Raw genomic sequence first — 20,652 nt, 5'->3', positions numbered from 1 at the left:
TTATATTACTCGAATAAAGTATCGTAGCTGACTTGATCACCGGATAGACTTAGTTGATCTAAGCGTTTTGTCAGTTCTTCAAAACGAATAAACCGTGCTTGGCGCTCGACTTCTTTTCCACGATGAAAGAGCAAGATCACTGGTGCGGTCAAGGCTTGAAATGTACCAGCAACTTCTGGAGTTTTAATGGCATCTAAATGGAACGCTGGAAAAGAATAATGGGTCAATAGCTGTTCTAGCTTTGGAACTACTGCATGACAAACGCTGCAATCGGGTGTGGAAATCGCCACAACGACAGTCGGTTCTTCTTGGATCGTCTTTTGGACTTCAGATAAATCAATCGTTTTTTTCATTATGATAGCTCCTCAAAGTTGCTTCTGGTAGTTCATTAATTCGTTTGTGAAAAAGGATTCAACCATGAGCAAATCAAAAAAGGTGACAAGGATTCGCTGATTTTTGGGATGAATCGATTTCTTGACTGTGCTAAAAATAAATCCATAAGAGGAGAATGTCAATAAAAAAGCTTATTTGATTTCTTAAACTTCTGAAAAAAATTTAAGGTTTCTTGTATTTTGCCGTAGAAAAGCGTATATTGATGGGCGAATGAAGTTCAAATGACAAGGAGAAATTATATGTTTTCATTTATTCCAAATTCGGTATTGCAGATGGGGACGATTTTTTTGTCGATCGTTATCGAAGCCTTGCCGTTTGTATTATTGGGATGTATCATCTCAGGCGCACTACAAGTATTTTTGACCCCCGAACGTGTGAAGCGGTGGCTACCTAAAAACCGCTTTTTATCCATTATCGTTGGTTCGATTCTAGGCTTTTTCTTTCCCTCTTGTGAATGTGGAATCATTCCCATCGTGCATCAGTTCGTTAAAAAAGGTGTTCCCGTGCACACCGCTTTTGCTTTTATGTTGACTGCACCGATCATTAATCCAGTCGTGATCTTTTCAACATTTATTGCATTCGGTAACACGTGGAAGATGGCGGGACTTCGTATGTTGGGCAGTTTCATAGTAGCGTTGATCGTAGGTATTTGGTTAGCCTATATCCAAAAAGGAACGATTTTAAAATTTCCGTTTGATCCAGAGGTAGTTGAACCTGCGCACCATACACATGAAGAAAACGAGTCAGTTGGCCCACGCAAATGGGGTCATCAAGTCTTACATGTCTTGACTCATTCGATTGATGAATTCTTCGATACAGGACGCTATTTGATCCTTGGTGGGTTGATTGCAGCGGCAATGCAAACCTACTTACCTACTCGAGTGATGCTGACTTTAGGATCAACAAAATTATTAGCTATTTTGATCATGCTGCTATTGGCGTTCACAATGTCACTTTGTTCCGAAGCAGATGCTTTTATTGGTTCTTCTTTACTAAGTCTTTTTGGTACAGCACCAGTTGTTGCATTTTTAGTTTTTGGACCAATGGTGGATATCAAAAACCTATTGATGATGAAACGTTACTTCAAGACTCGCTTCATCGTTTTATTGATCGGTCTGGTCACATTAAGTGTGATCGGCTTTACACTATTTATTTAGGAGGAGAAAGATGCTGCGATTTTTGATTTTATCTGGTTATTTTGAAATGATGATGTATCTTCAAGTATCAGGGCGCTTAGATCAATATATCAATGTCCATTATCGTTATTTGGCAGTATTGTCCATGGTTTTATCGGCTTTATTAGCTTTAGTCCAGTTATATCTTTGGGTAAAAGCAGATGGAAAAAAAGTAGCGCATGAGTCACATGATTCGCATGATCACGGATTAAGCAAACCGTATCAACGATTGATTGCTTATCTTTTATTGGCACTGCCAATCGTCGTAGGCACATTATTTCCGACTGTCAGCCTAAACACGACGATCGTTGAAGCGAAAGGCTTCAACTTCCCATTAAGTAAAGAATCTGTCGGTGATCCACAAATACAAACGCAATATCTGAAGCCGGATACCAGTATCTATTTCAATAAATCTGATTATCAAGACCAGATGAATGAGTTGAAAGATAAGTATGAGGACGAGCAAAAGATTGTGATCACTGATGAGAACTATTTGGAGATCATGGAATTGATCTACAATTATCCAAGTGAATTTATTGGTAAAAAAGTTTCTTATGAAGGCTTTATCTATCAGTCGAAAAATGACAATGTTACTGATACATTTCTCTTTCGATTTGGGATCATTCATTGTGTTGCCGATTCAGGCGTGTTTGGCTTGCTGACTCATCTGCCAGAGGGAATGACCGTGCAAAATGATGATTGGTACAAAGTTGAAGGAACGATCCAAACGGATTTTTACCAGCCATTCAAACGAGAGATTCCTTCAGTCGTTGTGACAAAAGCAGAGAAAATCACTGCGCCTGAAAATCAGTATGTGTATCGGGCATTTTAGCTGAACCTGTGAAACAGAGTTTTGATACGACTATCCAGATAAAAAAGCGAGAAAAGACAAAATCTTTGTAAGATTAGTCTTTTCTCGCTTTTTTCTGTAAAAATAAAATGCCGCAACAACTAAAAATCATTTTTTCTTGCGGCGTTTCAATACGATTGATTCACGTTTCAGCTTGAAACTGCGGATATTATGGTTGAAGACCTCAGAGATCACTAAACCTAAGGCAATCGCCCCTGCGATCATGATGGCTTGAACAGTGAAAAATGCCGCATCTTGATAAGCACCCGTAACTAAACTGCGAACTGCTTGATAGGCTAATCCTCCAGGAACTAGCGGTACCATGCCAGGAATATTGAAGATCGTGACCGGCATTTTCAATTGCTTAGAAAAAAGATCACTAGCAAAAGCAACACCTAATGAACCTAATAATGAGCCTAAAGCCGCTCCACCGCCCATATCCAGACACAACCAATAGATCATCCAACCGATTGCTCCAGCAAAACCACACCAGATCAAAGCTCTTCTGGGAACGTTGGTGATGATTGCAAAAGCCGCAGTCGCTAAAAAACTAAAAGAAAATTGAATGATTACATGCCACATGGATAAATTCCTTTCTTAGTAGAAAATTTGAAAGATAAAGGCGATCGCAAAGCCGATCATTGCAGCAGTCATCATGGCTTCGGCTCCACGAGAAACGCCTGAAACATAATGGCCTGCTAACAAATCGCGAATCGCATTGGTGATCTGAACACCAGGAACCAATGGCATGACACACCCAATGATGATCAAATCCTGATTGAGGCCGATCCCTAGACGCACACTCAAAATGGCGGCAATACCGATAATCAATGAGGATAGAAATTCAGCTAAAAACTTGATCCTAAAAAATCGTAAACTACAAAGATAAACAATGTAGCCAACGCCACCGATCAGCAAAGTAATCGGTAAATCCTGCAATTCACCACCAAATAAAATCATGATCGTACCACTAATGATCGCAGCACTGATGATTTGCAGCCATACTGGGAACATCCGCCGATCTTTCTCGACTTCTTGTAACTCTTGATAGAGTTCTTCCAAAGTCAATTCATTGGCGACATACTTTCGCGATAAGTTATTGACCTTGACGACTCTTTCTAAATTGATCGTCCGCTTAGTGATTTGTTCCATACGGATCGTAGAAGTCCGATCAAAGCCGATAAATAGCCCTGTTTGGGTCACATAGCTGACTAAGCGATAATTTCCTGAAGCTGAAGCGATCCGGCTCATCGTATCTTCTACACGGTACATCTCTGCATTGCTTTCCGTCATGATTTTTCCGGCTAGCAAACAGGTATTAAGTAATAAATCCAAATCTCTTTCTGGCATGATAAATTCTCCAATGATTGTTTTCTTGAATTTATTTTACTACAAAAAAACGATAAAACGTATAAAAAGAGAAATTGCCTTTTAAATATGAGAAGTATCTTCAAATGTTTAAGATAAAGAAAGCTTTCTTCTATATTGTTGACCAATCGTTCAAGAATATGGCATAATCAAGATATGGGAAGAACAAGAGAATTTAATGAAGAAACAGTTTTGACAGAAGCAGCCAAAGTATTTGCTAAAAATGGGTATGCAGGAACATCAATCAGTCAGTTGGTAAAAGCCACTGGTTTGCTTCGAGGCAGTTTATATTCTGCTTATTATAGTAAAGCTGGTTTATTTAGAACTTGCTTCAACTATGTGGCAGAATGTGACGCTAGCAGTGAAGAAGGATTGATTGATTTGTTGATCGTTGCTTTATTAGAACGGTCAGCTGATGACAAGGAAGTGAACAAACTCGCAACGAATGTCATCGCCGAATTAGAAAAGAAGAACAAGATTCCGATTGAGACGATCATTGCCAAGCGAATCATGCTTCGAGGGAATCTTATCAAAAGAGAGGAGAAGTAGAAAATGGCTAAAGTTGAAATCAAAAATGATCAATTGATCATCAGCATGGAAGGAGCAAGAAAACTTTGGGCGATGAAAAGTGAGATCGCTACCCCTTTGACCAATGTGATGGGGGCCACAGCCGATCCGGATGTGTGGGAAGATACACCAAAATTTGGTGAAAAAAGAGTAGGTGTTGACGCATATGGTCACTACTTTGCAGGGACGTTTGTCCAAGACTCAAACAAAATATTCTATGATCTGAAGAGAAAAGAAGATGCAGTCGTGATCACATTAAAAGATGAAGAATTCAGCCGTCTAATCATAGGTGTAGAAGATCCACAAGCAACAGTGGCGATGATTGAACAGGCAATGAACAGATAGTCATAGGAAAAATAAAGTATTCATTTGGGTGCTCAACTCCGAGAAATAAGCGTGGATTCTTGAAATTGCTCTGCCAATTTTGAGGATGCACGCTTATTTCTGATTGTCATTTTTTTAAGAACAGCGTTTCTCCAATTTTCAGCGACTTAACGTACGAGCGATATCAAATGTCCTTTACACGTTTATTTCAGTAACTTGTTAAAAAGTGCGTATCTAACTTTTGAAGGAGTTAAAGTACTTCTCTATTTATAAAAAGGGGAACGTATGTTAAGATTTATGGAGTTCAACGGAATAAAGGAGTAGATATATGAACAAAAAAACAACGAAAGCAATCGTAGGAGTCGCTGTTGCCCTTTTAGCGGGCGCATTAGGGATCTCCACTACCCAGAAAGACTCTGATCTCATTCAACAGATTACAGGTTTATTTGATTCAAAACCTCAAGTGTCACAAGTAGCGAATGTTCCAGAATATGATGGAACACATCAAGAAATCGAAATCAATCACAATAAACCAACCTTTACAGAAGAAGAACTGAGTTTAGAAAAAGGAACGTGGGAAAGCTATTCCGATATCGACCGCTTGAATCGCGTGGGCCAAGCAAATGCCATGTTAGGAAAAAAGATGTTTCCTAAAGAAAAGCGTGAGTCTCTTTATATCGATCCCACAGGTTGGAAGCAAAAAAAATTAAGTGATGGACAGTGGTTGTACAATCGAAGCCATTTGATAGGTTTTCAGCTGACTGGACAAAATAATAACATCAAAAATCTGATGACGGGGACACGTTCGTTAAATACCCCTTATATGCTTGCACATGAGAACGATATTGCCGCATACATCAAAGAAACAAATCATCATGTTCGCTATCGAGTAACCCCACATTTTGAAGATGATGAACTAGTGGCACGAGGTGTTCAGTTAGAGGCACAAAGTATTGAAGATAACCAAATCTCTTTCAATGTTTTTATTTATAATGTCCAAGATGGCTATACGATCAACTATCAAACGGGTCAAGCCAAGAAAACATAATCAATGCGTGTCCGTTATTTGAATATTTTGTGAATTTTTTGAAAAAACAGAGAAAAGGCTTATTTTTAAGTCAATATCACGTATACTGTAAGAAAGTCTACTCACAAATGTTGGAATCGATACAATCAAAATAAGAAATCATTATTATTTTTATATTTCTGACTAAGTTAGAATATTTATTTGTAGTTTTGCCACATTTCGAGTAAAATAAAGGGTGTAGAGGGTAATTTGACTACCCTGCGGAAAGAGGTGTAGAATCATGGGTTTTACAGATGAAACCGTACGTTTTGGTTTTGATGATAGTCGTAAAAAAGAAGTCAGCGAAACATTAGCGATCGTTTATCGGGCTTTGGAAGAAAAAGGCTACAATCCAATCAACCAGATTGTGGGCTACTTGCTTTCTGGAGACCCGGCCTACATTCCTCGTTATCGTGATGCAAGGAATTTGATCCGTCGTCATGAACGCGATGAAATCATGGAAGTGATCGTTAAAGACTATCTCTCAAATCATGGAGTGAATCTATGAGAGTGATGGGCTTGGATGTCGGCTCAAAAACAGTAGGCGTCGCTGTTAGTGATCCTTTTGGCTGGACTGCACAAGGCGTAGAGATCATTCGTATCGACGAAGAAAAAGAAGAATTTGGCTTCGATCGATTGGCAGAATTAGTCAAACAGTACGAAGTCGATCGTTTTGTTGTCGGTTTGCCGAAAAACATGAATAACTCAATCGGTCCTAGAGCAGAAAGCTCAATGGCTTATGGAGAAAAAATCAAAGAAATGTTTTCTCTACCAGTCGAGTATCAAGATGAACGACTAACGACAGTACAAGCAGAACGCATGTTGGTCGAACAAGCGAATACATCAAGAGCAAAAAGAAAAAAAGTCATCGATAAGCTTGCTGCGGTGATGATTTTACAAAATTATTTAGATGGTTCGGGGAAACAACTATTTTAAAAAATGGAAAAGAGGGGTTCTAATGGCAGAACACAATCATACACATGATCATGAAGGACATGAACATATCACATTAGTCGATGATCAAGGAAATGAAACATTATACGAAATCTTGTTGACAGTTGATGGACAAGAAGAATTTGGCCGTAACTATGTATTACTTTATCCAGCTGGTGTACCAGAAGATGAAGACGTAGAATTACAAGCTTATGCCTATGTGGAAAACGAAGATGGCACAGAAGGCGAACTAGAACAAATCGAAACAGACGCTGAATGGGACATGATTGAAGAAGTCTTCAATACATTCATGGCTGAAGAAGAAGAATAGTTCCGGAATGATAGCTGAACCCTTGATGGTAGGGGTTCAGCTTTTTCTTTTACTTTAGTAATTGTAAATTTTTATTCTCTTCGAAAGAGTGGCTCTTTGTCAATAAGGACTGATGAGTGCAATCAAGTGAAATCCGGAAGAAGAAGTGAACACTTCTTCTCCGGATTTTCTTCGTTATTTGACGTGAATGACTTGATTCGTCAAAAAGATTCGGATGCGCATGTTCTCAAATGATTTAAAGCCATAAGACACTCGTTTGAGTGTTTTGATGTGGGTGTTTTTTGCTTCAATTTTCCCATTAGAGTAAGGATAAATCAAAGAATGACGAATCCCTTCTTCATAGCTCAGAAGATTTTGTAGTTTTAGCCGAAATTCTTTATCTAATGTTTCTGGTAACTGATGCAAGAGAGTGAAAAATGACTCGTGGTCTTTGTCACGAAAGGCATCCGCTAGTTCATGGAACGCTTGATAGGCGACTTTCAAGGCAGTTGAAGCACTTAATAAACGGTCAAGCACCATGGCTTCTGTCAGGTAAGGATACTTTGGGGCACGAAAGCTACGCCAAGTTTTATATTCTGTGTGGTTGATATTCTTCCGATTTTTGGTGAGTAAGCGCCAATGGCTTTTTAATTTCCTTGGCATTGTCCGATTGCCCGAAGCAATCAGGCGTTTCATTTCACGGACACGAAAATCTTGGAACGCTTGATTCATGTGTTTGACCACATGAAAACGATCAATGACCAGTTTGGCATGAGGAAATACTTTTTTTGTTAGTTGAAAATACGCCGCATTCATATCAGTAACTAAATAGTCGACGTCAGATGGATTCACACATGTCTGGAAATAAGTGGTCAACCGAGACAATTTTCGAGTGGGTAAGATATCAACTAATTGCCCGGTTTCCCCATCGGCACAAATAAAACTCATCTTATCTTCTGAGGATACATGGGAACGAAATTCATCGACCATCAATACTTTGGGCAGGTGGCGCTTGGCTTGTTTTGGTAAATAGGTTTTTAACGACTTCAAAATACGCGTCACCGTTGGAATAGACACCTGGCAATGCTTTGCGATAAAAGATAAGGAGACCTTTTCGGTGAGTAAAGCAATGATTTTCATTTTTACATGCTCGGCAATCGAATGATTTGGCCGAACAAAATAGCTTTGGGCTGTCCAATGGGTATGGCAGTTTCTACAGTGATAACGTTGTTTCTTCAGCCGCATGATTAGCGGTAAATGGTTGAATTGATCGAAACGAATGCAGGTCATTTTCTTGCCATTTTTGACAATGACCGTTTTCCCCTTCGAATCTCTCACGGCAGAGCCACAAGTCAAACAAGCAGAAGTAGGAGGAGCTAACACTGCGTCAATAACTAAAGTATTGGTTTGATGGAACGTTTCGTAAGAAACATCTTGGATGGTTAAATATTTATCTGTTAATCGGAGCATTTTTTTGATAGAATTTTCCATAGAGCATATCGTCCTCTCAGTTGTTTATTTTGTGGTGATTTAATCATACTAGAGAACGATATGTTTTTTAATACCCAAAAAGAAAAAGTGGACTGACGAATCAGAATTGATTCATCAGTCCACTTTATTATAGAGCCGAAAGAGTATTTCATAAACTTTTTAGTGTTTTTTTGAATTAATACAAAAAAGTAGACACTTTCTCAGAAAGATTTACCTTTCCTTAAAAATATAATTGTTGTAGAAGTCGATGTAACTTTATAGGAACATTTGATATCTAATCTCCATTATTAACTGACAATAATATTATGAAAAATTTTATTCTTACTACAATTAACATTTGAGATAAAATAAAAAACCAACTATCATATTTGATAGTTGGCCTTACTCATGTATCCTAGCACTCTTTCTCATGCACGCATAAGTGTAGAGCGGCAGCATTACCTGCTCTTTCTTCACAAACTATACTATAGATTTTTTTACAAAAAGTCAATCAGTTGATAGAAAATCGTGAACATATATTTCAATTGCCAATTTTTTTGATACCATTCTTCATGTCTAAGTGAGCGTTTCAATAATTGAATTCCTTCCCTTTTTCGTAAAAATACTATATTTTCGGGTACGTAAGTTTTAAATAATGAGAATAAACATATTGCATCATGAATTTTTTTAAAACCTACTTGAGAATGAATCAAATACTATTTCCATAGAAAAAAACATACTATCCTTAGCTCAGTACATAAAACACAACAAAGAAAGGAAGGATCAAATGATTAGAACTGCTCGTTTGGAAGATGCAGAAGCGATAAATCAGCTTAATAAGGAAGAATTAGGGTATGAAATAGCTCTGGTGGAAACGACGAAACAATTGAAGAATATCTTAGCTCAACCAGAAATGTATGTCATTGAAGTTTATGAAGAAGATAGTACAAGGAAAGTATTAGGATATGTACATGCGCAGAAGTACGAAACGTTGCTAAGTCCAACGATGTTCAATATTTTAGCATTAGCGGTTTCTTCAAACGTCCAAAAACAAGGGATTGGTAGGCAATTGATGGATAGGATAGAAAAGCAAGGAAAAGAGCGAGGCTACCATGGCGTTCGACTAAATTCTGGCGAACATCGAAAAGAAGCGCATCATTTTTACGAGTGTATCGGCTATCATTCAACAAAATGGCAAAAACATTTTCTAAAAGAATGTTGAATCGTACAATATAAAAAAACTTCCCGACTACTGATCGAGAAGTTTTTTATTCATGAGAATCAAGAGAATAGTTGCATCAAAAATCCTGAAATAATCAAGACGATTGCGCCGCCTAAACGATTACCCATTTGAGCAAAAGCAATCAATTCCATACGATTTGCGGCGGATAAAACAGCAACATTTCCTGTTCCTCCCATTGAATTGTTACATAACCCTGCTGTGATCGTTGATTCGATTGGATAAAGTCCGAATAGACGACCAACAAAAGCAGAAACGAGTGAGATGACGATGACACTTGTTAAGCAAAGGACGACGAATTGCCATGTAAGAGCAGAAGCTAAAACATTTAAGTTCAATAAGGCAATCCCGATTCCTGCTAAGACAGCTGCCGTTAAGTTTTTAACGATCAAGTTGTTGAACATGATGGCTGCATCTTCATAATACTCAGGAAGAATATTGGTGATTTTACAAATTACTACGATGATGATCATAAAAGCATACGCATGAACTTTTGGTACAAAGAAATTACAGATTTGACCAAGGATAAAGAAGGTGATCGAAACCATTAGACCAACACCTAATTGTGGGATAGAAGGTTTCACGTCGCGTGGTTTTCCGTCGCCTAGATCTCCTTTTTCCATTAGTTTGCCGTTCCCGTTCAATTTTGGCATAGATTGTCCGGCACGAGCAACTAAAGCGGCACCGATGATGGCTAGCACATTTGTCATTGCTGTGGCAGGGATCAAACGTGAGATAATAGCAGAAGCATCTGTTCCTAAGACGTTTGCATAGATTGTTGATAGTGGAACAGCACCAGCACCTACACCGCCAGCCATTGCGGGTAAGGAGATGTACAATACTGAGTTTGCAAAGCCATTACCAATCAACATTCCGACTAGACCAACAGCAAAAAATGATACGACCATGGAAATAAGTGCAACAGGAATAAAACGGACGGAAGCTTTCATCAATAATTTACGATTCATGCCTAGAATACTTCCGGTAATCAATGCAGCGATATAAAAATCTAAAAAGCCCATGTTGTTGACAAAGTTTTCAGTTGATTTCACTACATAATCAGGCAAAATACCAAATGTGGCAATTGCTGCGGAAGCAAAGATCGCAAATACAGAGCCACCACCTAAATAACTTTTAACGATGGGGATCTTTGTGCCGATAAAATGGAATAGATTCCCAAAAATGACGAGTACGGCAATAGGACCGATCATGTTCGTTGGCAATTTACCTAATGCCATCGCAACAATCAAGACGAGAACCATGATCAAATAGAGCGGTAAGCTGACGCCACTGATCTTTGTGTCCCAAAAGCCTTCTTTTTTTGTTTTAGTGACTGTAGCAGTCGCTTTTTGTTGATGTAACATCCTTACAGATCCTTTCTTTGATTAACGAGAATTGCAAATACTTATAAAATCGCTTGCTTCTAGACGCTAATCATTTTCAATAGTTTACGGCAGAAAACACCCCTTGGATCTATTCGTTGAGAAATCGTTGTTTTTCCTATTTTCTCGTTTCGTACAGATCCAAGGCTTTGATGTATGCCGTATTTGCTACTTCAAGTCTTTTTTGATAAGAAATGTTTGAGTAGCAAATAGTTATGAAAGAGTAGTTAGCAGATCAAGCGAGTTAAGCTTCTAGATCTTGATATTCAGGTACCCATTTTGCTGCTTCGACAGTTACTTTGATGTCTGTGATTTCTTCACGGTTCAATTTTTGATCAACGACTGATTGAGCGACTGTTTCAGCAATTGTTTGTGAAAATTCAGTGATTCTTGCAACAGGAGGCAAAATAGCTGCGCCTGGTTTTGTGACATCAACGATCCCACCTAATGCACGACTTGCTTGTGAGATGATTTCAGCGTTGACACGAGTTGCGGTTGAAGCAATCAAGCCTAGTCCTAATCCTGGATACATCAATGCGTTATTTGCTTGTCCAATTTGGTAAGTCACTCCATTGTATTCTACATCATCCGCAGGGATACCTGTTCCGACTAATGCTTTTCCGTCTGTCCATTCAATCAAATCTTTTGCTTTTGCTTCTGCAAGTTTTGTTGGATTAGACAAAGGCATGATGATTGGTCGTGGTGTATGACTTGCCATTTCTTTGACGATTTCTTCAGTGAATGCTCCAGGTTGAGTAGATGTACCGATCATAATTGTTGGATGAATCGCTTTGACCACTGCTTCTAGATTTGTTAATTCTTCACTGTTGGCAAATTCAGAACGTTGACGTGCAAAAGGAATTTGTCCAGGAGTCAAGCCTTCAGTATCTTCGAATAATAGCCCTTGTTTGTCCACTTGGTAGAAGTGCTTACGTGCTTCTGTTTCGGGTACACCTTGGCGGATCATTTCGTCTAATAAGATATTAGCAATACCGACACCAGCAGTTCCGGCACCAAATGTTAGAATCGTTTGATCTTTCAAAGATTCACCAGAAATATTCAATCCACCTAATACTCCGGCTAGTACGACAATACCTGTTCCTTGGATATCATCATTGAATGTTGTGATTTTATTTTCATATTTTTCTAAGATCGTTGCGGCATTGCCACGACCAAAGTCTTCCCAGTGTAGCAATAATTCAGGGAATAATTCTGTAGCAGATGAAACGAATTGGTCGATGAATTCATAATAAGAATCTCCTTCGACACGAGCATGTTTGTTTCCTAAGTATAATGGATTATTTAGTAACTCTTCGTTATTGGTACCAGCATCGATCGATACAGGTAATACTTGCGCTGGATTGATACCAGCAGCTGCGGTATAAACCATCAATTTTCCGATGGCGATGTCAACACCGTTAACGCCCCAGTCACCCATACCAAGGATTCCTTCTGCATCAGTAACAACGATCAAACGGATATCACGACCGTCTGCGGCATTTTTTAAGCTTTCTTTGATCAATTCTGGTTCATCGATTGAAAGAAATGCAGCATCTTGTGGTTTTAAGAAAATTTCATTGTATTGTTCGATCGCATCTGCAACAACTGGATCATATACTACAGGCATGAATTCGACTAAATGTTGGCCCATCAATTTATAGAACAATGTACGATTAGTATTGAATAAGTTCATTAAGAAAATACGTTTTTCTAAATCAGTTTGTTTACTTAAATATTGTCCATATGCTTGAACCGATTGTTGTTCTAATGTTTGGACAGTACTTGGAAGCATGCCAGCAATCCCATATTTTTTACGTTCTTCTTTTGTAAAAGCAGTTCCTTTATTTAGAAATGGATTATTTAATAAGTTTAACCCTGTAATCATAAGTAATTCCTCCTAAGTTTTAATACATACGAAGTATAGGATTCACTACTGACTATAGTCAAAATAGGTAGTTATGATAAATTTTATTTATATGACAAAAGAAAAAAAGGAAACTGAGACAAAAGTAAAATTTACTTTTGTCTCGACCTCCTTTGATGTGGTTCTGATCGGGAGTAAATAAAAAGAGTCAGTGGAATTGTGTTGACTTTATGGAATCAGTCACCGTTGGAAGTGAATGATTTCTTTTTTGACGATCTCAAGCCCTTTTGTTAAAACTTCCAAAGGATTAGAGGATAAAGCAATTCGAATGAAAGGATCATCTTGTGGATGTGTCGTAAAGCGATGCGAATGATAAACACGAACCCCTTTATTTAAGAAAGCTTGTTCGATCGCTCGTGGAGATAGGTCATCACGAACAGCGATAGGCCGATAAAAAGGAAGTGGATTGGTCGGACGAGGCAAGTTGAAAAATGTATCGAATGTTTCGTTTGCTTGCTTTGTGTAATTGGCTTTTTTTTCAAGTATTTTCTGTGCGGTTTCTGAACATAAGATTTGCGTGATGATCTCAGCCTCTAAGCTAGAGGTTTTGACATTGATATTGAAAATCGCTTGTTGGATCTTTTCTTTGTATTTTTCAGGAAATACTAGAAAAGCGACACGCAATCCTGCACATATATACTTTGTCATTCCTGCAAGATAAATGGTTTGTTCGGGGAGTAATTGCTGGAATGAAGGAAGTAATGTCTTTTGATTGTAAGTGGTCATAAAAGAATGGATATCGTCTTCGATCACGATCAATTGTTCTTTCAAGATCACTTCTTTTAATTGTAGCCTGCGTTCTTCTGACAATTGAAAACCAATAGGATTATTACATGAAGGCATCAGAAAAATACCATGGATCTTCTTTTTGCGGCATTCTTGTTCAAGTAATTCGGGCAGCATGCCATTATCATCAAAATCGATTGGCACGATTTCCATATGATAAAGTTGAGCAAGCTCAATGAAATTCGAGTAAGTATAGCGATCAACTGCCAAACGATCTCCAGGAGAGAACAAAGCAGCGAGAGTGACTGCCAAGCCATTTTGAACGCCTGAGACAATGGCGATCTGTTCATTTGAGGTGTAGACGCTTTGTGTTTCCAACCAATTTTTGGCAATCGTCAATTGATAATTCGTACCTAAAGGCTCACGATAGCTAAGCAGCCCGCTGATCCCGTGGTTTTGTGAGGCTGCTTGGATAAATGGAGTAATCATTTCGTTGCATTGTTCAAAAGAACTAACTAAACCAAAATCAATGATATGATCGGGCACTTGGTCGGAAGAAATCGTGATCGATGTGAACGCATTTGGCGATACGAATGTGCCACTTCCGATGTTCGTATAGAGTAATCCTTTTTCTAATCCTAACTTGTAGGCTTGTCCCACCGTTGTAAAATTGATGTCTAAAAAGTCAGCGAGCTCTCTTTGGGAAGGTAACCTTGTATTCTTCTGTAATTTATTTGATAAGATATCAGTCTCTAATTGCGTGATGAGTGATTGATAGATTGGGCGATGTAATTTTGTTTTATCTGGACGCCAAGTCAGTGGATAGTTCTCATAAGAATTGATTGACATGCTCGTTCCTTCTTTCAAAAATTGTATTCCATACAATTATATCATTGAATGTATTGTTTTCGAGGATTAGGATAAAGAAAAAGGAGATGGAACATGAAAATAATCAATAGTAATGAAGTAATCACTCAGTTGAGTTTTATAGAAGCAATCAAAGTGATGGAACAGTGTTTTAAAGATTTTCAAGCAGGAACGATTTCTCAAGAAAAACGAATGGTCCAACAATTACCTGATGGAGAGAATCATAATGTATTTGCTATGATGCCTGCTTATTTAGGAAAGAATCGTTACTTTGGTTCCAAAATCATCACAGCTTTTCCAAATAACCACAAACAAAATTTGCCTTCTCACTTAGGAGAAGTTTTACTTTTCGATTCAAAAAACGGACAACCCGTTGCGATGGTCAATGCAAACGCCGTAACTTGGATACGAACAGCGGCAGTTTCAGCTTTAGCTACGAAATTTTTAGCAAAGAAATCAGCAAATGCGCTGACATTGATCGGAGCTGGGCAACAAGCGGCTTCACATCTAGCGGCTATTACTTGTGTTCGAGCAATTCAGCGTGTGTTTGTCTATGATTTAGATGAAACGCGACGAAAACAATTTATTTTACAGTACCAAGAAGATTACCCTGAACTAACTTTTATTGAGTGTTCAAAACTAGAGGAAGCCACGAAAGAAACAGATATTATCTGTACATTGACCTCAAGTAAAACGCCAATTTTGTCAAGAAAGAATATTCAACCAGGTACCCATATCAATGCGATCGGGACATTCACTCCCGATACACGTGAGTTAGCCAGTGATTTGATGGCGTTTGGCCAATTATATGTAGATGATTATCAAGCAATAAAAAGGGAAAGTGGCGATTACTTGATTCCCTTAGCAGAAGGTGTATTGACTGAAACAGCGATTCTCGGATCGTTAGGTGAATTAGTTACTCATCAGAAAAATGGTCGTACAGACGAACAAAGTATTACGATATTTGATGCTGTGGGCTTAGCAGTAGAAGATTTATGCTGTGCCGAATACATTTATGAAAAAATAAAGGAGTAGTTTTGAAATGAATTTATCTTATTATGTAGTTGATGCCTTCACAAATGAGGTTTTCAAAGGAAATCCTGCGGCGGTATATGTCTTGGATAAGTGGTTATCAGATGAGACCATGCAAAAAATCGCAATTGAAAATAATCTATCTGAGACCGCTTTTACTGTAAAAAAAGGGAAGAGTTATGAATTGCGCTGGTTTACTCCGGATCGTGAAATTGATCTATGTGGCCATGCGACTTTAGCAACCGCGTTTGTCTTATTCAATTTCTATGGCATCACGGAAGACACGATTTCATTTTCCACGCAAAGTGGTGAGTTATTTGTGACGAAGAAAGAGGAAAGATATGCGATGGATTTTCCAAGTATTCTACCTCAACCAATCGCTATATTACCAGAATATGAGCAAGCAATCGGTGTAAAAATACTAGAGGCGTATCTTGCTAGAGACTTATTTTTTGTTTTAGAAGATGAAGAAACCGTGGCAAATCTGTCACCTGATTATACTGCAATGACCCAATTGCAAGCAGGAGTTGGAGTAATTGTTACCGCCGAGGGTAAGAATGAAGATTTTGTTTCTAGAACATTTTTCCCAAAACTAACGATCAATGAAGACCCAGTATGTGGTTCAGCACATGCCAACTTGATTCCTTATTGGGCAAAAAAACTTGGAAAAGATCAATTCATTGCGCAACAGCTTTCTCCACGAGGAGGGTATTTGACGTGTCAGTGGTTGGGTGACCGAGTGATGATCAGTGGAGAAGCGACCTTATTTGCAAGAGGGGAAGCGTATATCTAGAGAATTCTAGAAATGGCTAGCTAAGTAAAAAATCTCATTATTATAGAAACAACTCCAACGTCAAAAGACATTGGAGTTGTTTTTTTGATTCTTCGGTTTAGTGGAAACGATTTTCACGTAATGTCACATTTTTGATGTCCTCTACTGTTTGAGTTCCCGCAAGTTGCATGACCATTTCGAGTTCTTTCTTGAAGAAGTCGAATACTTGGTGGATGCCTGTACTTCCTCCAAGGGCTAAACCGTAGATAGCAGGACGGCCGATAGCAACTAGATCAGCACCAGAAGCGATTGCTTTAAAGACATGCTGTCCACGTCGAATACCGCTATCGAAAACGATCGGCACACGTTTATCAACTGCTTCTGCTACATATTTTAAGGAATCAAAAGAGGCTGGACCACCATCTAATTGACGTCCACCATGATTGGATACCCAGATGCCATTTGCACCGGCATCTAAAGAACGAAAAACGTCGTCTTCTGATTGGACACCTTTCACATAAACTGGTAAGTCAGAATGGGTAGTGATAAACTCAATATCTTTTGGACTTAACTTTTGTTTGGAAGATTTATATACAGCATCCATCGTTTGGCCAACGCCTGATTGATAGGCTTGAACGATCGGCATTGGTAAAGGGAAGGTGAAGCCATTCCGCAAATCAGTTTCCCGATTTCCGCCAACTGTAGCATCAGCGGTCAAGACGATAGCTTTTGCGCCATTGCGTTTTGCCATCTCTAAAATATCGAGATTGATGGCATCATCTTTACTCATGTAAAACTGAAACCATTGCGGTGCATCTGGGCCACCAGCTTCACGAATGTCTTCCAACGTACAGGAAGCGTAAGAACTCGCTGTATAAATCGTATGAAAATCTGCCACTCCTTTAGCTGAAGCCTTTTCTGCTTGTGTATGAGCTAAGCCATGAGCGGCAATAGGAGCCATGATGATTGGTGCAGTTAGTGTTTCTTGGTCAAAGTAGGTAGTTGTATCTGGTATTTCTACATCTTTTAAAACATGAGGAATAATCAATTGATGATTGAATGATTGCACATTTTCTTGATACGTATATAAATCACCAGCACCGCTACTGATATAGCCGTATCCACCAGTAGGAATCACTTGTGCCGCAGCCATTTCTAAATCTTCTGTGTTAATAAAATTAATCTGACCTTCTTGTGAGCCAGCTTGATAAATTTTTTCCATAAAACAATCCTTCTTTCCGAATATCGATCAATAAAAAATGTTTTGTCAGCGTTTACATTTTTATGCTACACCTTGTTTTTAAAACAGGCAAATAATCTGTTTTATTTTATTCTTATTTATTGAATAACTATTGCTTTAGATGAGTCTATGGGCGTTTAAAATACTTAAAATAAAAAATTGATTTAAATGGATTCTGTTTTTTATCTGTTGACTATTTTGTGAAAATTTTCTTTTATGACAAACTGACTCGAATAACAGAGACACCTAATTGTTCGATTTTTTTTGCAAGTTTGGGCGAACAGTATTGATCAGTGATCAAATAATCAAATGCTGAGATATCAGCAATCTTAAATTGTGCGGTCTGTCCAATCTTGCGATGATCTGCAACGAGGATGCGACACTTGATACTTTTTTTGATCATCCATTCGTTGATTTTAGATTCATTCAATATTTTTGTTGTAACCCCATTATTCAAGTCTATTCCGCTACACCCAATGATGCAGACATCAGCATTCATATCGGCTAATGTCCGAGCGGCAATATCACCCACCAACACTTCTTTAGGTACGCGTAGTTCACCACCAGTGAGGATATAACTATAATTGCCTGGTCTAACAGAGGAAACAACTTTCAAATTATTCGTAACAATCGTGACGTGGTTTGATTCCAGATAATCCAAGGTAGCTAAGGCAGTGGAGCTTGAGTTGATAAAGACGGTGGCATAATCCCCAATATACTGACTGGCATAACGAGCAATCTGATGTTTGATCCTTGTTGGGCCTGAAAGATCAAAATTCATTTGATTGTCATAGTTGAAAAGACAGTGACCGTGTTCACGTATGATTTCATTTTTCTCTTCTAATAATGTTAGATCACGACGGATCGTGCTCAGTGATACCTGGAGTTTTTCAGCTAGTTCAATCGTCGTCATCTGTTCACGTCCTTGTAGTAGATCAAGAATTTCATTCCGTCTTTTTTCAATCATCAACCGAGAATTTTTCATAGCATTCCTTCCTTTTCTATTGTGTTTTTTTCTATATGACTGATTATAGCTAAACGAGCATAAAAAAATTTGAAACAATCACATAAAGTAATAACAGTCATATAAAGCTATTCCAATCGTTATGATAGCGCTCTATTATTTATGTATACCGAACATAAAAGGGGGAAATGGCGCATGGATGTGACAGAAGTAACAAAAGAAAGTTGGCTACTGTCGACTTTCCCAGAATGGGGAACTTACCTGAACGAAGAAATCGAAATGGAACAAGTAAAAGAAAATAGCGTATCTATATGGTGGTTAGGGTGTACAGGTATTTGGTTGAAGACACATGAAGGCACGAATATCCTTTGTGACTTATGGTGTGGGACAGGAAAACGAACACATGGGAATGGACAAATGAAAAAAGGGCACCAGATGATGCGGATGAGCGGCACGGAAAAGATGCAACCGAATTTACGTACACAACCTTTCGTGATCGATCCTTTTGAAATCAAAGACGTGGATGCTTTAGTCGTGACACATATCCATTCTGATCATTTAGATATCCACACTGCCGCAGCTGTTCATCAAAATTGCCCAAAAGCAAAATTTATCGGACCAAAAGCAGTGGTAGAAACATGGCTTTCTTGGGGGATACCGAAAGAAAAGACAGATGTAGTCAAACCTGGTGATGTAGTCAGGATCAATGAAGTAGAGATCGTTGCGCTAGAAGCGTTTGATCGGACAGCTTTGATCACACATGATGATCCTGATGTCCGACTAAAAGAGCAGTTTCCTCAAGATATGGATACGATCGCTGTCAATTATCTGTTCAAAACTTCTGGCGGTTCAATCTATCATGCTGGAGACTCTCATTATTCCAATCTCTTTGCAAAACATGGGAATGAACATCAAATCGATGTTTGTTTAGGTGCATATGGAGAAAATCCGCGAGGTATCACAGATAAGATGACTGCCAGTGATTTATTGAGGATGGCAGAATCGCTAAGAGCTCAAGTAGTGATCCCAGTCCATTATGATATTTGGTCAAATTTTATGGCTGATCCTAGCGAGATCACTCAATTATGGCGAATGAAAAAAGATCGATTAGCTTATCAGTTTTCTCCTTATATTTGGCAAGTGGGGGGGAAGTATACGTATCCAGATAACAAACAAGATCTAGCATTCAATTTTGATCGTGGTTTCCATGATGTCTTCACCCAAGAAAATGATACGCCATTTCCATCATTTTTATAGTAAATCGAGCACTATATTTTTTAAAAAATCAGCAAAATCGAGATTTTTTCTCGATGAAAAAAAATGAGAGGAGGAAAAACGTATCAAAGTCAGTGATTGCAAGACAAAGGCTTCACGTAATGTGAACATATTATTGTCGCATAGTTTAAAAACTGCTTGATACAGTTTGTGGAGATGTTGAGATATTTCTATGAAAATGGATTAGTCAATTATGTAGAAACGGAGATCGATGATTGGCGAGTAGCAATTGAGGAGAGTGGTCGTCTCTTATTAGAAAAAGGCATCGTTGCTCCTACCTATATTGAAGAAATGATTCGTTGTGTCGAAGAATATGGTACATATATCCTGATTGCTCCTCATGTAGCGATGCCTCATGCCATGCAAGGGAACTCGAATGTATTCGATACAGCGATTGCATTTACCAAAATGAAAGTGCCAGTTTCTTTTGAAGATGACTCAAAGTCTGCCAGTCTATTTTTCACTTTAGCAGCAAAAGAACCAGAGCAGCATCTGAGTAACATCCAATCATTATCGGAATTGCTGATGCAAGAAGGATTGATTCAAGCACTACTTGCAACGGAGTCGCTGGAAGATTACCAAGTAGTCATGGAAGAATATGACCAAGCATAGGTAGAAGTAGCCCATTGCTTGTTGCATATGACTGATGGGAAAGCTTTAGTCTAACATAAAAATTTATAAACTAAAATAGGATGTAAGGGAGGGAGTCCGTCCAACTGAAAACCTACTCGCTAAAAAAATAAGTCAACGTTTTTGGAGGATTTAGGAGGGTTT

At 38.5% G+C, this 20,652-nt stretch carries 22 protein-coding genes; 13 read left to right on the top strand and 9 right to left on the bottom strand.

Features of this window, described 5'->3' with window-relative positions; translation table 11 throughout:
• Positions 1-5: 5 nt before the first annotated feature.
• Positions 6-353, bottom strand: a complete 348-nt coding sequence (locus tag IGL24_RS10640; RefSeq protein ID WP_207699521.1) for a thioredoxin family protein — start codon at positions 351-353, stop codon at positions 6-8.
• 279 nt (positions 354-632) lie between these two features.
• On the opposite strand from IGL24_RS10640, the gene IGL24_RS10635 reads away from it, so the two are divergent.
• Entirely contained in the window at positions 633-1,550 is a 918-nt protein-coding gene (locus IGL24_RS10635; RefSeq protein WP_207699522.1) for a permease, read from the top strand.
• Positions 1,551-1,560: 10 nt separating this feature from the next.
• Complete coding sequence (locus IGL24_RS10630; protein ID WP_207699523.1) at positions 1,561-2,400, top strand: TIGR03943 family putative permease subunit; 840 nt, start codon at positions 1,561-1,563, stop codon at positions 2,398-2,400.
• A gap of 126 nt (positions 2,401-2,526) precedes the next feature.
• On the opposite strand, the gene IGL24_RS10625 is transcribed toward IGL24_RS10630, so the two are convergent.
• Positions 2,527-3,000 carry a threonine/serine exporter family protein gene (locus tag IGL24_RS10625; RefSeq protein ID WP_207699524.1) on the bottom strand — a complete coding sequence of 158 codons (474 nt, stop codon included), beginning with the start codon at positions 2,998-3,000 and terminating at the stop codon, positions 2,527-2,529.
• 15 nt (positions 3,001-3,015) lie between these two features.
• Positions 3,016-3,768, bottom strand: coding sequence for a threonine/serine exporter family protein (locus tag IGL24_RS10620; RefSeq protein ID WP_429968447.1), 753 nt, complete (start codon positions 3,766-3,768; stop codon positions 3,016-3,018).
• 174 nt (positions 3,769-3,942) lie between these two features.
• On the opposite strand from IGL24_RS10620, the gene IGL24_RS10615 reads away from it, so the two are divergent.
• The 6 genes from IGL24_RS10615 to IGL24_RS10590 all read left to right on the top strand — a co-directional run bounded on the left by IGL24_RS10615 (position 3,943) and on the right by IGL24_RS10590 (position 7,007).
• On the top strand, positions 3,943-4,335 hold the full coding sequence (locus IGL24_RS10615) for a helix-turn-helix domain-containing protein (protein ID WP_207114836.1): 393 nt from the start codon (positions 3,943-3,945) through the stop codon (positions 4,333-4,335).
• Positions 4,336-4,338: 3 nt separating this feature from the next.
• Positions 4,339-4,698: a hypothetical protein gene (locus tag IGL24_RS10610; RefSeq protein ID WP_206853424.1), complete on the top strand. Its 360-nt coding sequence runs from the start codon at positions 4,339-4,341 to the stop codon at positions 4,696-4,698.
• Positions 4,699-5,005: 307 nt separating this feature from the next.
• The gene (locus tag IGL24_RS10605; protein ID WP_207699526.1) at positions 5,006-5,725 is read left to right on the top strand and encodes a DNA/RNA non-specific endonuclease; all 720 of its coding nucleotides are present in this window, start codon (positions 5,006-5,008) and stop codon (positions 5,723-5,725) included.
• Positions 5,726-5,984: 259 nt separating this feature from the next.
• On the top strand, positions 5,985-6,251 hold the full coding sequence (locus IGL24_RS10600) for an IreB family regulatory phosphoprotein (RefSeq protein WP_002290885.1): 267 nt from the start codon (positions 5,985-5,987) through the stop codon (positions 6,249-6,251).
• Entirely contained in the window at positions 6,248-6,679 is a 432-nt protein-coding gene (ruvX, locus tag IGL24_RS10595; RefSeq protein ID WP_206853431.1) for a Holliday junction resolvase RuvX, read from the top strand. Before IGL24_RS10600 ends, ruvX begins: the two co-directional genes overlap by 4 nt.
• Positions 6,680-6,701: 22 nt before the next feature.
• Positions 6,702-7,007: a DUF1292 domain-containing protein gene (locus IGL24_RS10590; RefSeq protein WP_010734809.1), complete on the top strand. Its 306-nt coding sequence runs from the start codon at positions 6,702-6,704 to the stop codon at positions 7,005-7,007.
• Between the two features lie 174 nt (positions 7,008-7,181).
• Here the strand turns inward: IGL24_RS10590 and IGL24_RS10585 are convergent, their stop codons facing one another.
• The gene (locus tag IGL24_RS10585; protein ID WP_207115953.1) at positions 7,182-8,477 is read right to left on the bottom strand and encodes an ISL3 family transposase; all 1,296 of its coding nucleotides are present in this window, start codon (positions 8,475-8,477) and stop codon (positions 7,182-7,184) included.
• Between the two features lie 766 nt (positions 8,478-9,243).
• On the opposite strand from IGL24_RS10585, the gene IGL24_RS10580 reads away from it, so the two are divergent.
• Positions 9,244-9,678: a GNAT family N-acetyltransferase gene (locus IGL24_RS10580; protein WP_207699517.1), complete on the top strand. Its 435-nt coding sequence runs from the start codon at positions 9,244-9,246 to the stop codon at positions 9,676-9,678.
• 59 nt (positions 9,679-9,737) lie between these two features.
• Here IGL24_RS10580 and IGL24_RS10575 read toward each other — a convergent pair whose 3' ends face one another.
• From IGL24_RS10575 to IGL24_RS10565, 3 genes are all read right to left on the bottom strand, one after another.
• Positions 9,738-11,060 (bottom strand): 2-hydroxycarboxylate transporter family protein, encoded by a 1,323-nt coding sequence (locus IGL24_RS10575; protein ID WP_207699516.1) that lies wholly within the window; start codon positions 11,058-11,060, stop codon positions 9,738-9,740.
• A 262-nt stretch (positions 11,061-11,322) separates the two neighbouring features.
• Complete coding sequence (locus IGL24_RS10570; protein WP_207699515.1) at positions 11,323-12,963, bottom strand: malolactic enzyme; 1,641 nt, start codon at positions 12,961-12,963, stop codon at positions 11,323-11,325.
• 219 nt (positions 12,964-13,182) lie between these two features.
• Complete coding sequence (locus IGL24_RS10565; RefSeq protein ID WP_207115688.1) at positions 13,183-14,577, bottom strand: PLP-dependent aminotransferase family protein; 1,395 nt, start codon at positions 14,575-14,577, stop codon at positions 13,183-13,185.
• A gap of 93 nt (positions 14,578-14,670) precedes the next feature.
• Between IGL24_RS10565 and IGL24_RS10560 the strand changes: the two genes are divergently transcribed.
• Both IGL24_RS10560 and IGL24_RS10555 read left to right on the top strand, forming a co-directional pair.
• Positions 14,671-15,630: an ornithine cyclodeaminase family protein gene (locus IGL24_RS10560; protein WP_207699514.1), complete on the top strand. Its 960-nt coding sequence runs from the start codon at positions 14,671-14,673 to the stop codon at positions 15,628-15,630.
• A 7-nt stretch (positions 15,631-15,637) separates the two neighbouring features.
• Positions 15,638-16,420 (top strand): PhzF family phenazine biosynthesis protein, encoded by a 783-nt coding sequence (locus IGL24_RS10555; RefSeq protein WP_429968446.1) that lies wholly within the window; start codon positions 15,638-15,640, stop codon positions 16,418-16,420.
• Between the two features lie 97 nt (positions 16,421-16,517).
• On the opposite strand, the gene IGL24_RS10550 is transcribed toward IGL24_RS10555, so the two are convergent.
• Positions 16,518-17,621 carry an alpha-hydroxy-acid oxidizing protein gene (locus IGL24_RS10550; RefSeq protein ID WP_207699512.1) on the bottom strand — a complete coding sequence of 368 codons (1,104 nt, stop codon included), beginning with the start codon at positions 17,619-17,621 and terminating at the stop codon, positions 16,518-16,520.
• A 232-nt stretch (positions 17,622-17,853) separates the two neighbouring features.
• On the bottom strand, positions 17,854-18,624 hold the full coding sequence (locus tag IGL24_RS10545; RefSeq protein WP_207699511.1) for a DeoR/GlpR family DNA-binding transcription regulator: 771 nt from the start codon (positions 18,622-18,624) through the stop codon (positions 17,854-17,856).
• Positions 18,625-18,798: 174 nt separating this feature from the next.
• Between IGL24_RS10545 and ulaG the strand changes: the two genes are divergently transcribed.
• Both ulaG and IGL24_RS10535 read left to right on the top strand, forming a co-directional pair.
• Positions 18,799-19,860 carry an L-ascorbate 6-phosphate lactonase gene (gene ulaG / locus IGL24_RS10540; RefSeq protein WP_207699510.1) on the top strand — a complete coding sequence of 354 codons (1,062 nt, stop codon included), beginning with the start codon at positions 18,799-18,801 and terminating at the stop codon, positions 19,858-19,860.
• Between the two features lie 174 nt (positions 19,861-20,034).
• Positions 20,035-20,490, top strand: coding sequence for a PTS sugar transporter subunit IIA (locus IGL24_RS10535; RefSeq protein WP_207699509.1), 456 nt, complete (start codon positions 20,035-20,037; stop codon positions 20,488-20,490).
• Positions 20,491-20,652: the final 162 nt, after the last annotated feature.

Origin of the sequence: Enterococcus sp. DIV2371 (assembly GCF_050498525.1) — a bacterium.
GTDB lineage: Bacteria > Bacillota > Bacilli > Lactobacillales > Enterococcaceae > Enterococcus_B > Enterococcus_B mangumiae.
The sequence above is the reverse complement of the archived record's forward strand: the minus strand, read 5'-3'. Positions and strand labels throughout refer to the sequence as shown.

What these genes read in the sequence shown, in the direction of transcription:
- IGL24_RS10615 (WP_207114836.1), top strand. Translation starts at nt 3,943, where the DNA reads ATGGGAAGAACAAGAGAATTTAATGAAGAAACAGTTTTGACAGAAGCA.
- IGL24_RS10575 (WP_207699516.1), bottom strand. Translation starts at nt 11,060, where the DNA reads ATGTTACATCAACAAAAAGCGACTGCTACAGTCACTAAAACAAAAAAA.
- IGL24_RS10620 (WP_429968447.1), bottom strand. Translation starts at nt 3,768, where the DNA reads ATGCCAGAAAGAGATTTGGATTTATTACTTAATACCTGTTTGCTAGCC.
- IGL24_RS10555 (WP_429968446.1), top strand. Translation starts at nt 15,638, where the DNA reads ATGAATTTATCTTATTATGTAGTTGATGCCTTCACAAATGAGGTTTTC.
- ulaG (WP_207699510.1), top strand. Translation starts at nt 18,799, where the DNA reads ATGGATGTGACAGAAGTAACAAAAGAAAGTTGGCTACTGTCGACTTTC.
- IGL24_RS10610 (WP_206853424.1), top strand. Translation starts at nt 4,339, where the DNA reads ATGGCTAAAGTTGAAATCAAAAATGATCAATTGATCATCAGCATGGAA.
- IGL24_RS10535 (WP_207699509.1), top strand. Translation starts at nt 20,035, where the DNA reads ATGTTGAGATATTTCTATGAAAATGGATTAGTCAATTATGTAGAAACG.
- IGL24_RS10625 (WP_207699524.1), bottom strand. Translation starts at nt 3,000, where the DNA reads ATGTGGCATGTAATCATTCAATTTTCTTTTAGTTTTTTAGCGACTGCG.
- IGL24_RS10545 (WP_207699511.1), bottom strand. Translation starts at nt 18,624, where the DNA reads ATGAAAAATTCTCGGTTGATGATTGAAAAAAGACGGAATGAAATTCTT.
- IGL24_RS10640 (WP_207699521.1), bottom strand. Translation starts at nt 353, where the DNA reads ATGAAAAAAACGATTGATTTATCTGAAGTCCAAAAGACGATCCAAGAA.
- IGL24_RS10550 (WP_207699512.1), bottom strand. Translation starts at nt 17,621, where the DNA reads ATGGAAAAAATTTATCAAGCTGGCTCACAAGAAGGTCAGATTAATTTT.
- IGL24_RS10580 (WP_207699517.1), top strand. Translation starts at nt 9,244, where the DNA reads ATGATTAGAACTGCTCGTTTGGAAGATGCAGAAGCGATAAATCAGCTT.
- ruvX (WP_206853431.1), top strand. Translation starts at nt 6,248, where the DNA reads ATGAGAGTGATGGGCTTGGATGTCGGCTCAAAAACAGTAGGCGTCGCT.
- IGL24_RS10570 (WP_207699515.1), bottom strand. Translation starts at nt 12,963, where the DNA reads ATGATTACAGGGTTAAACTTATTAAATAATCCATTTCTAAATAAAGGA.
- IGL24_RS10590 (WP_010734809.1), top strand. Translation starts at nt 6,702, where the DNA reads ATGGCAGAACACAATCATACACATGATCATGAAGGACATGAACATATC.
- IGL24_RS10605 (WP_207699526.1), top strand. Translation starts at nt 5,006, where the DNA reads ATGAACAAAAAAACAACGAAAGCAATCGTAGGAGTCGCTGTTGCCCTT.
- IGL24_RS10565 (WP_207115688.1), bottom strand. Translation starts at nt 14,577, where the DNA reads ATGTCAATCAATTCTTATGAGAACTATCCACTGACTTGGCGTCCAGAT.
- IGL24_RS10635 (WP_207699522.1), top strand. Translation starts at nt 633, where the DNA reads ATGTTTTCATTTATTCCAAATTCGGTATTGCAGATGGGGACGATTTTT.
- IGL24_RS10585 (WP_207115953.1), bottom strand. Translation starts at nt 8,477, where the DNA reads ATGGAAAATTCTATCAAAAAAATGCTCCGATTAACAGATAAATATTTA.
- IGL24_RS10630 (WP_207699523.1), top strand. Translation starts at nt 1,561, where the DNA reads ATGCTGCGATTTTTGATTTTATCTGGTTATTTTGAAATGATGATGTAT.
- IGL24_RS10600 (WP_002290885.1), top strand. Translation starts at nt 5,985, where the DNA reads ATGGGTTTTACAGATGAAACCGTACGTTTTGGTTTTGATGATAGTCGT.
- IGL24_RS10560 (WP_207699514.1), top strand. Translation starts at nt 14,671, where the DNA reads ATGAAAATAATCAATAGTAATGAAGTAATCACTCAGTTGAGTTTTATA.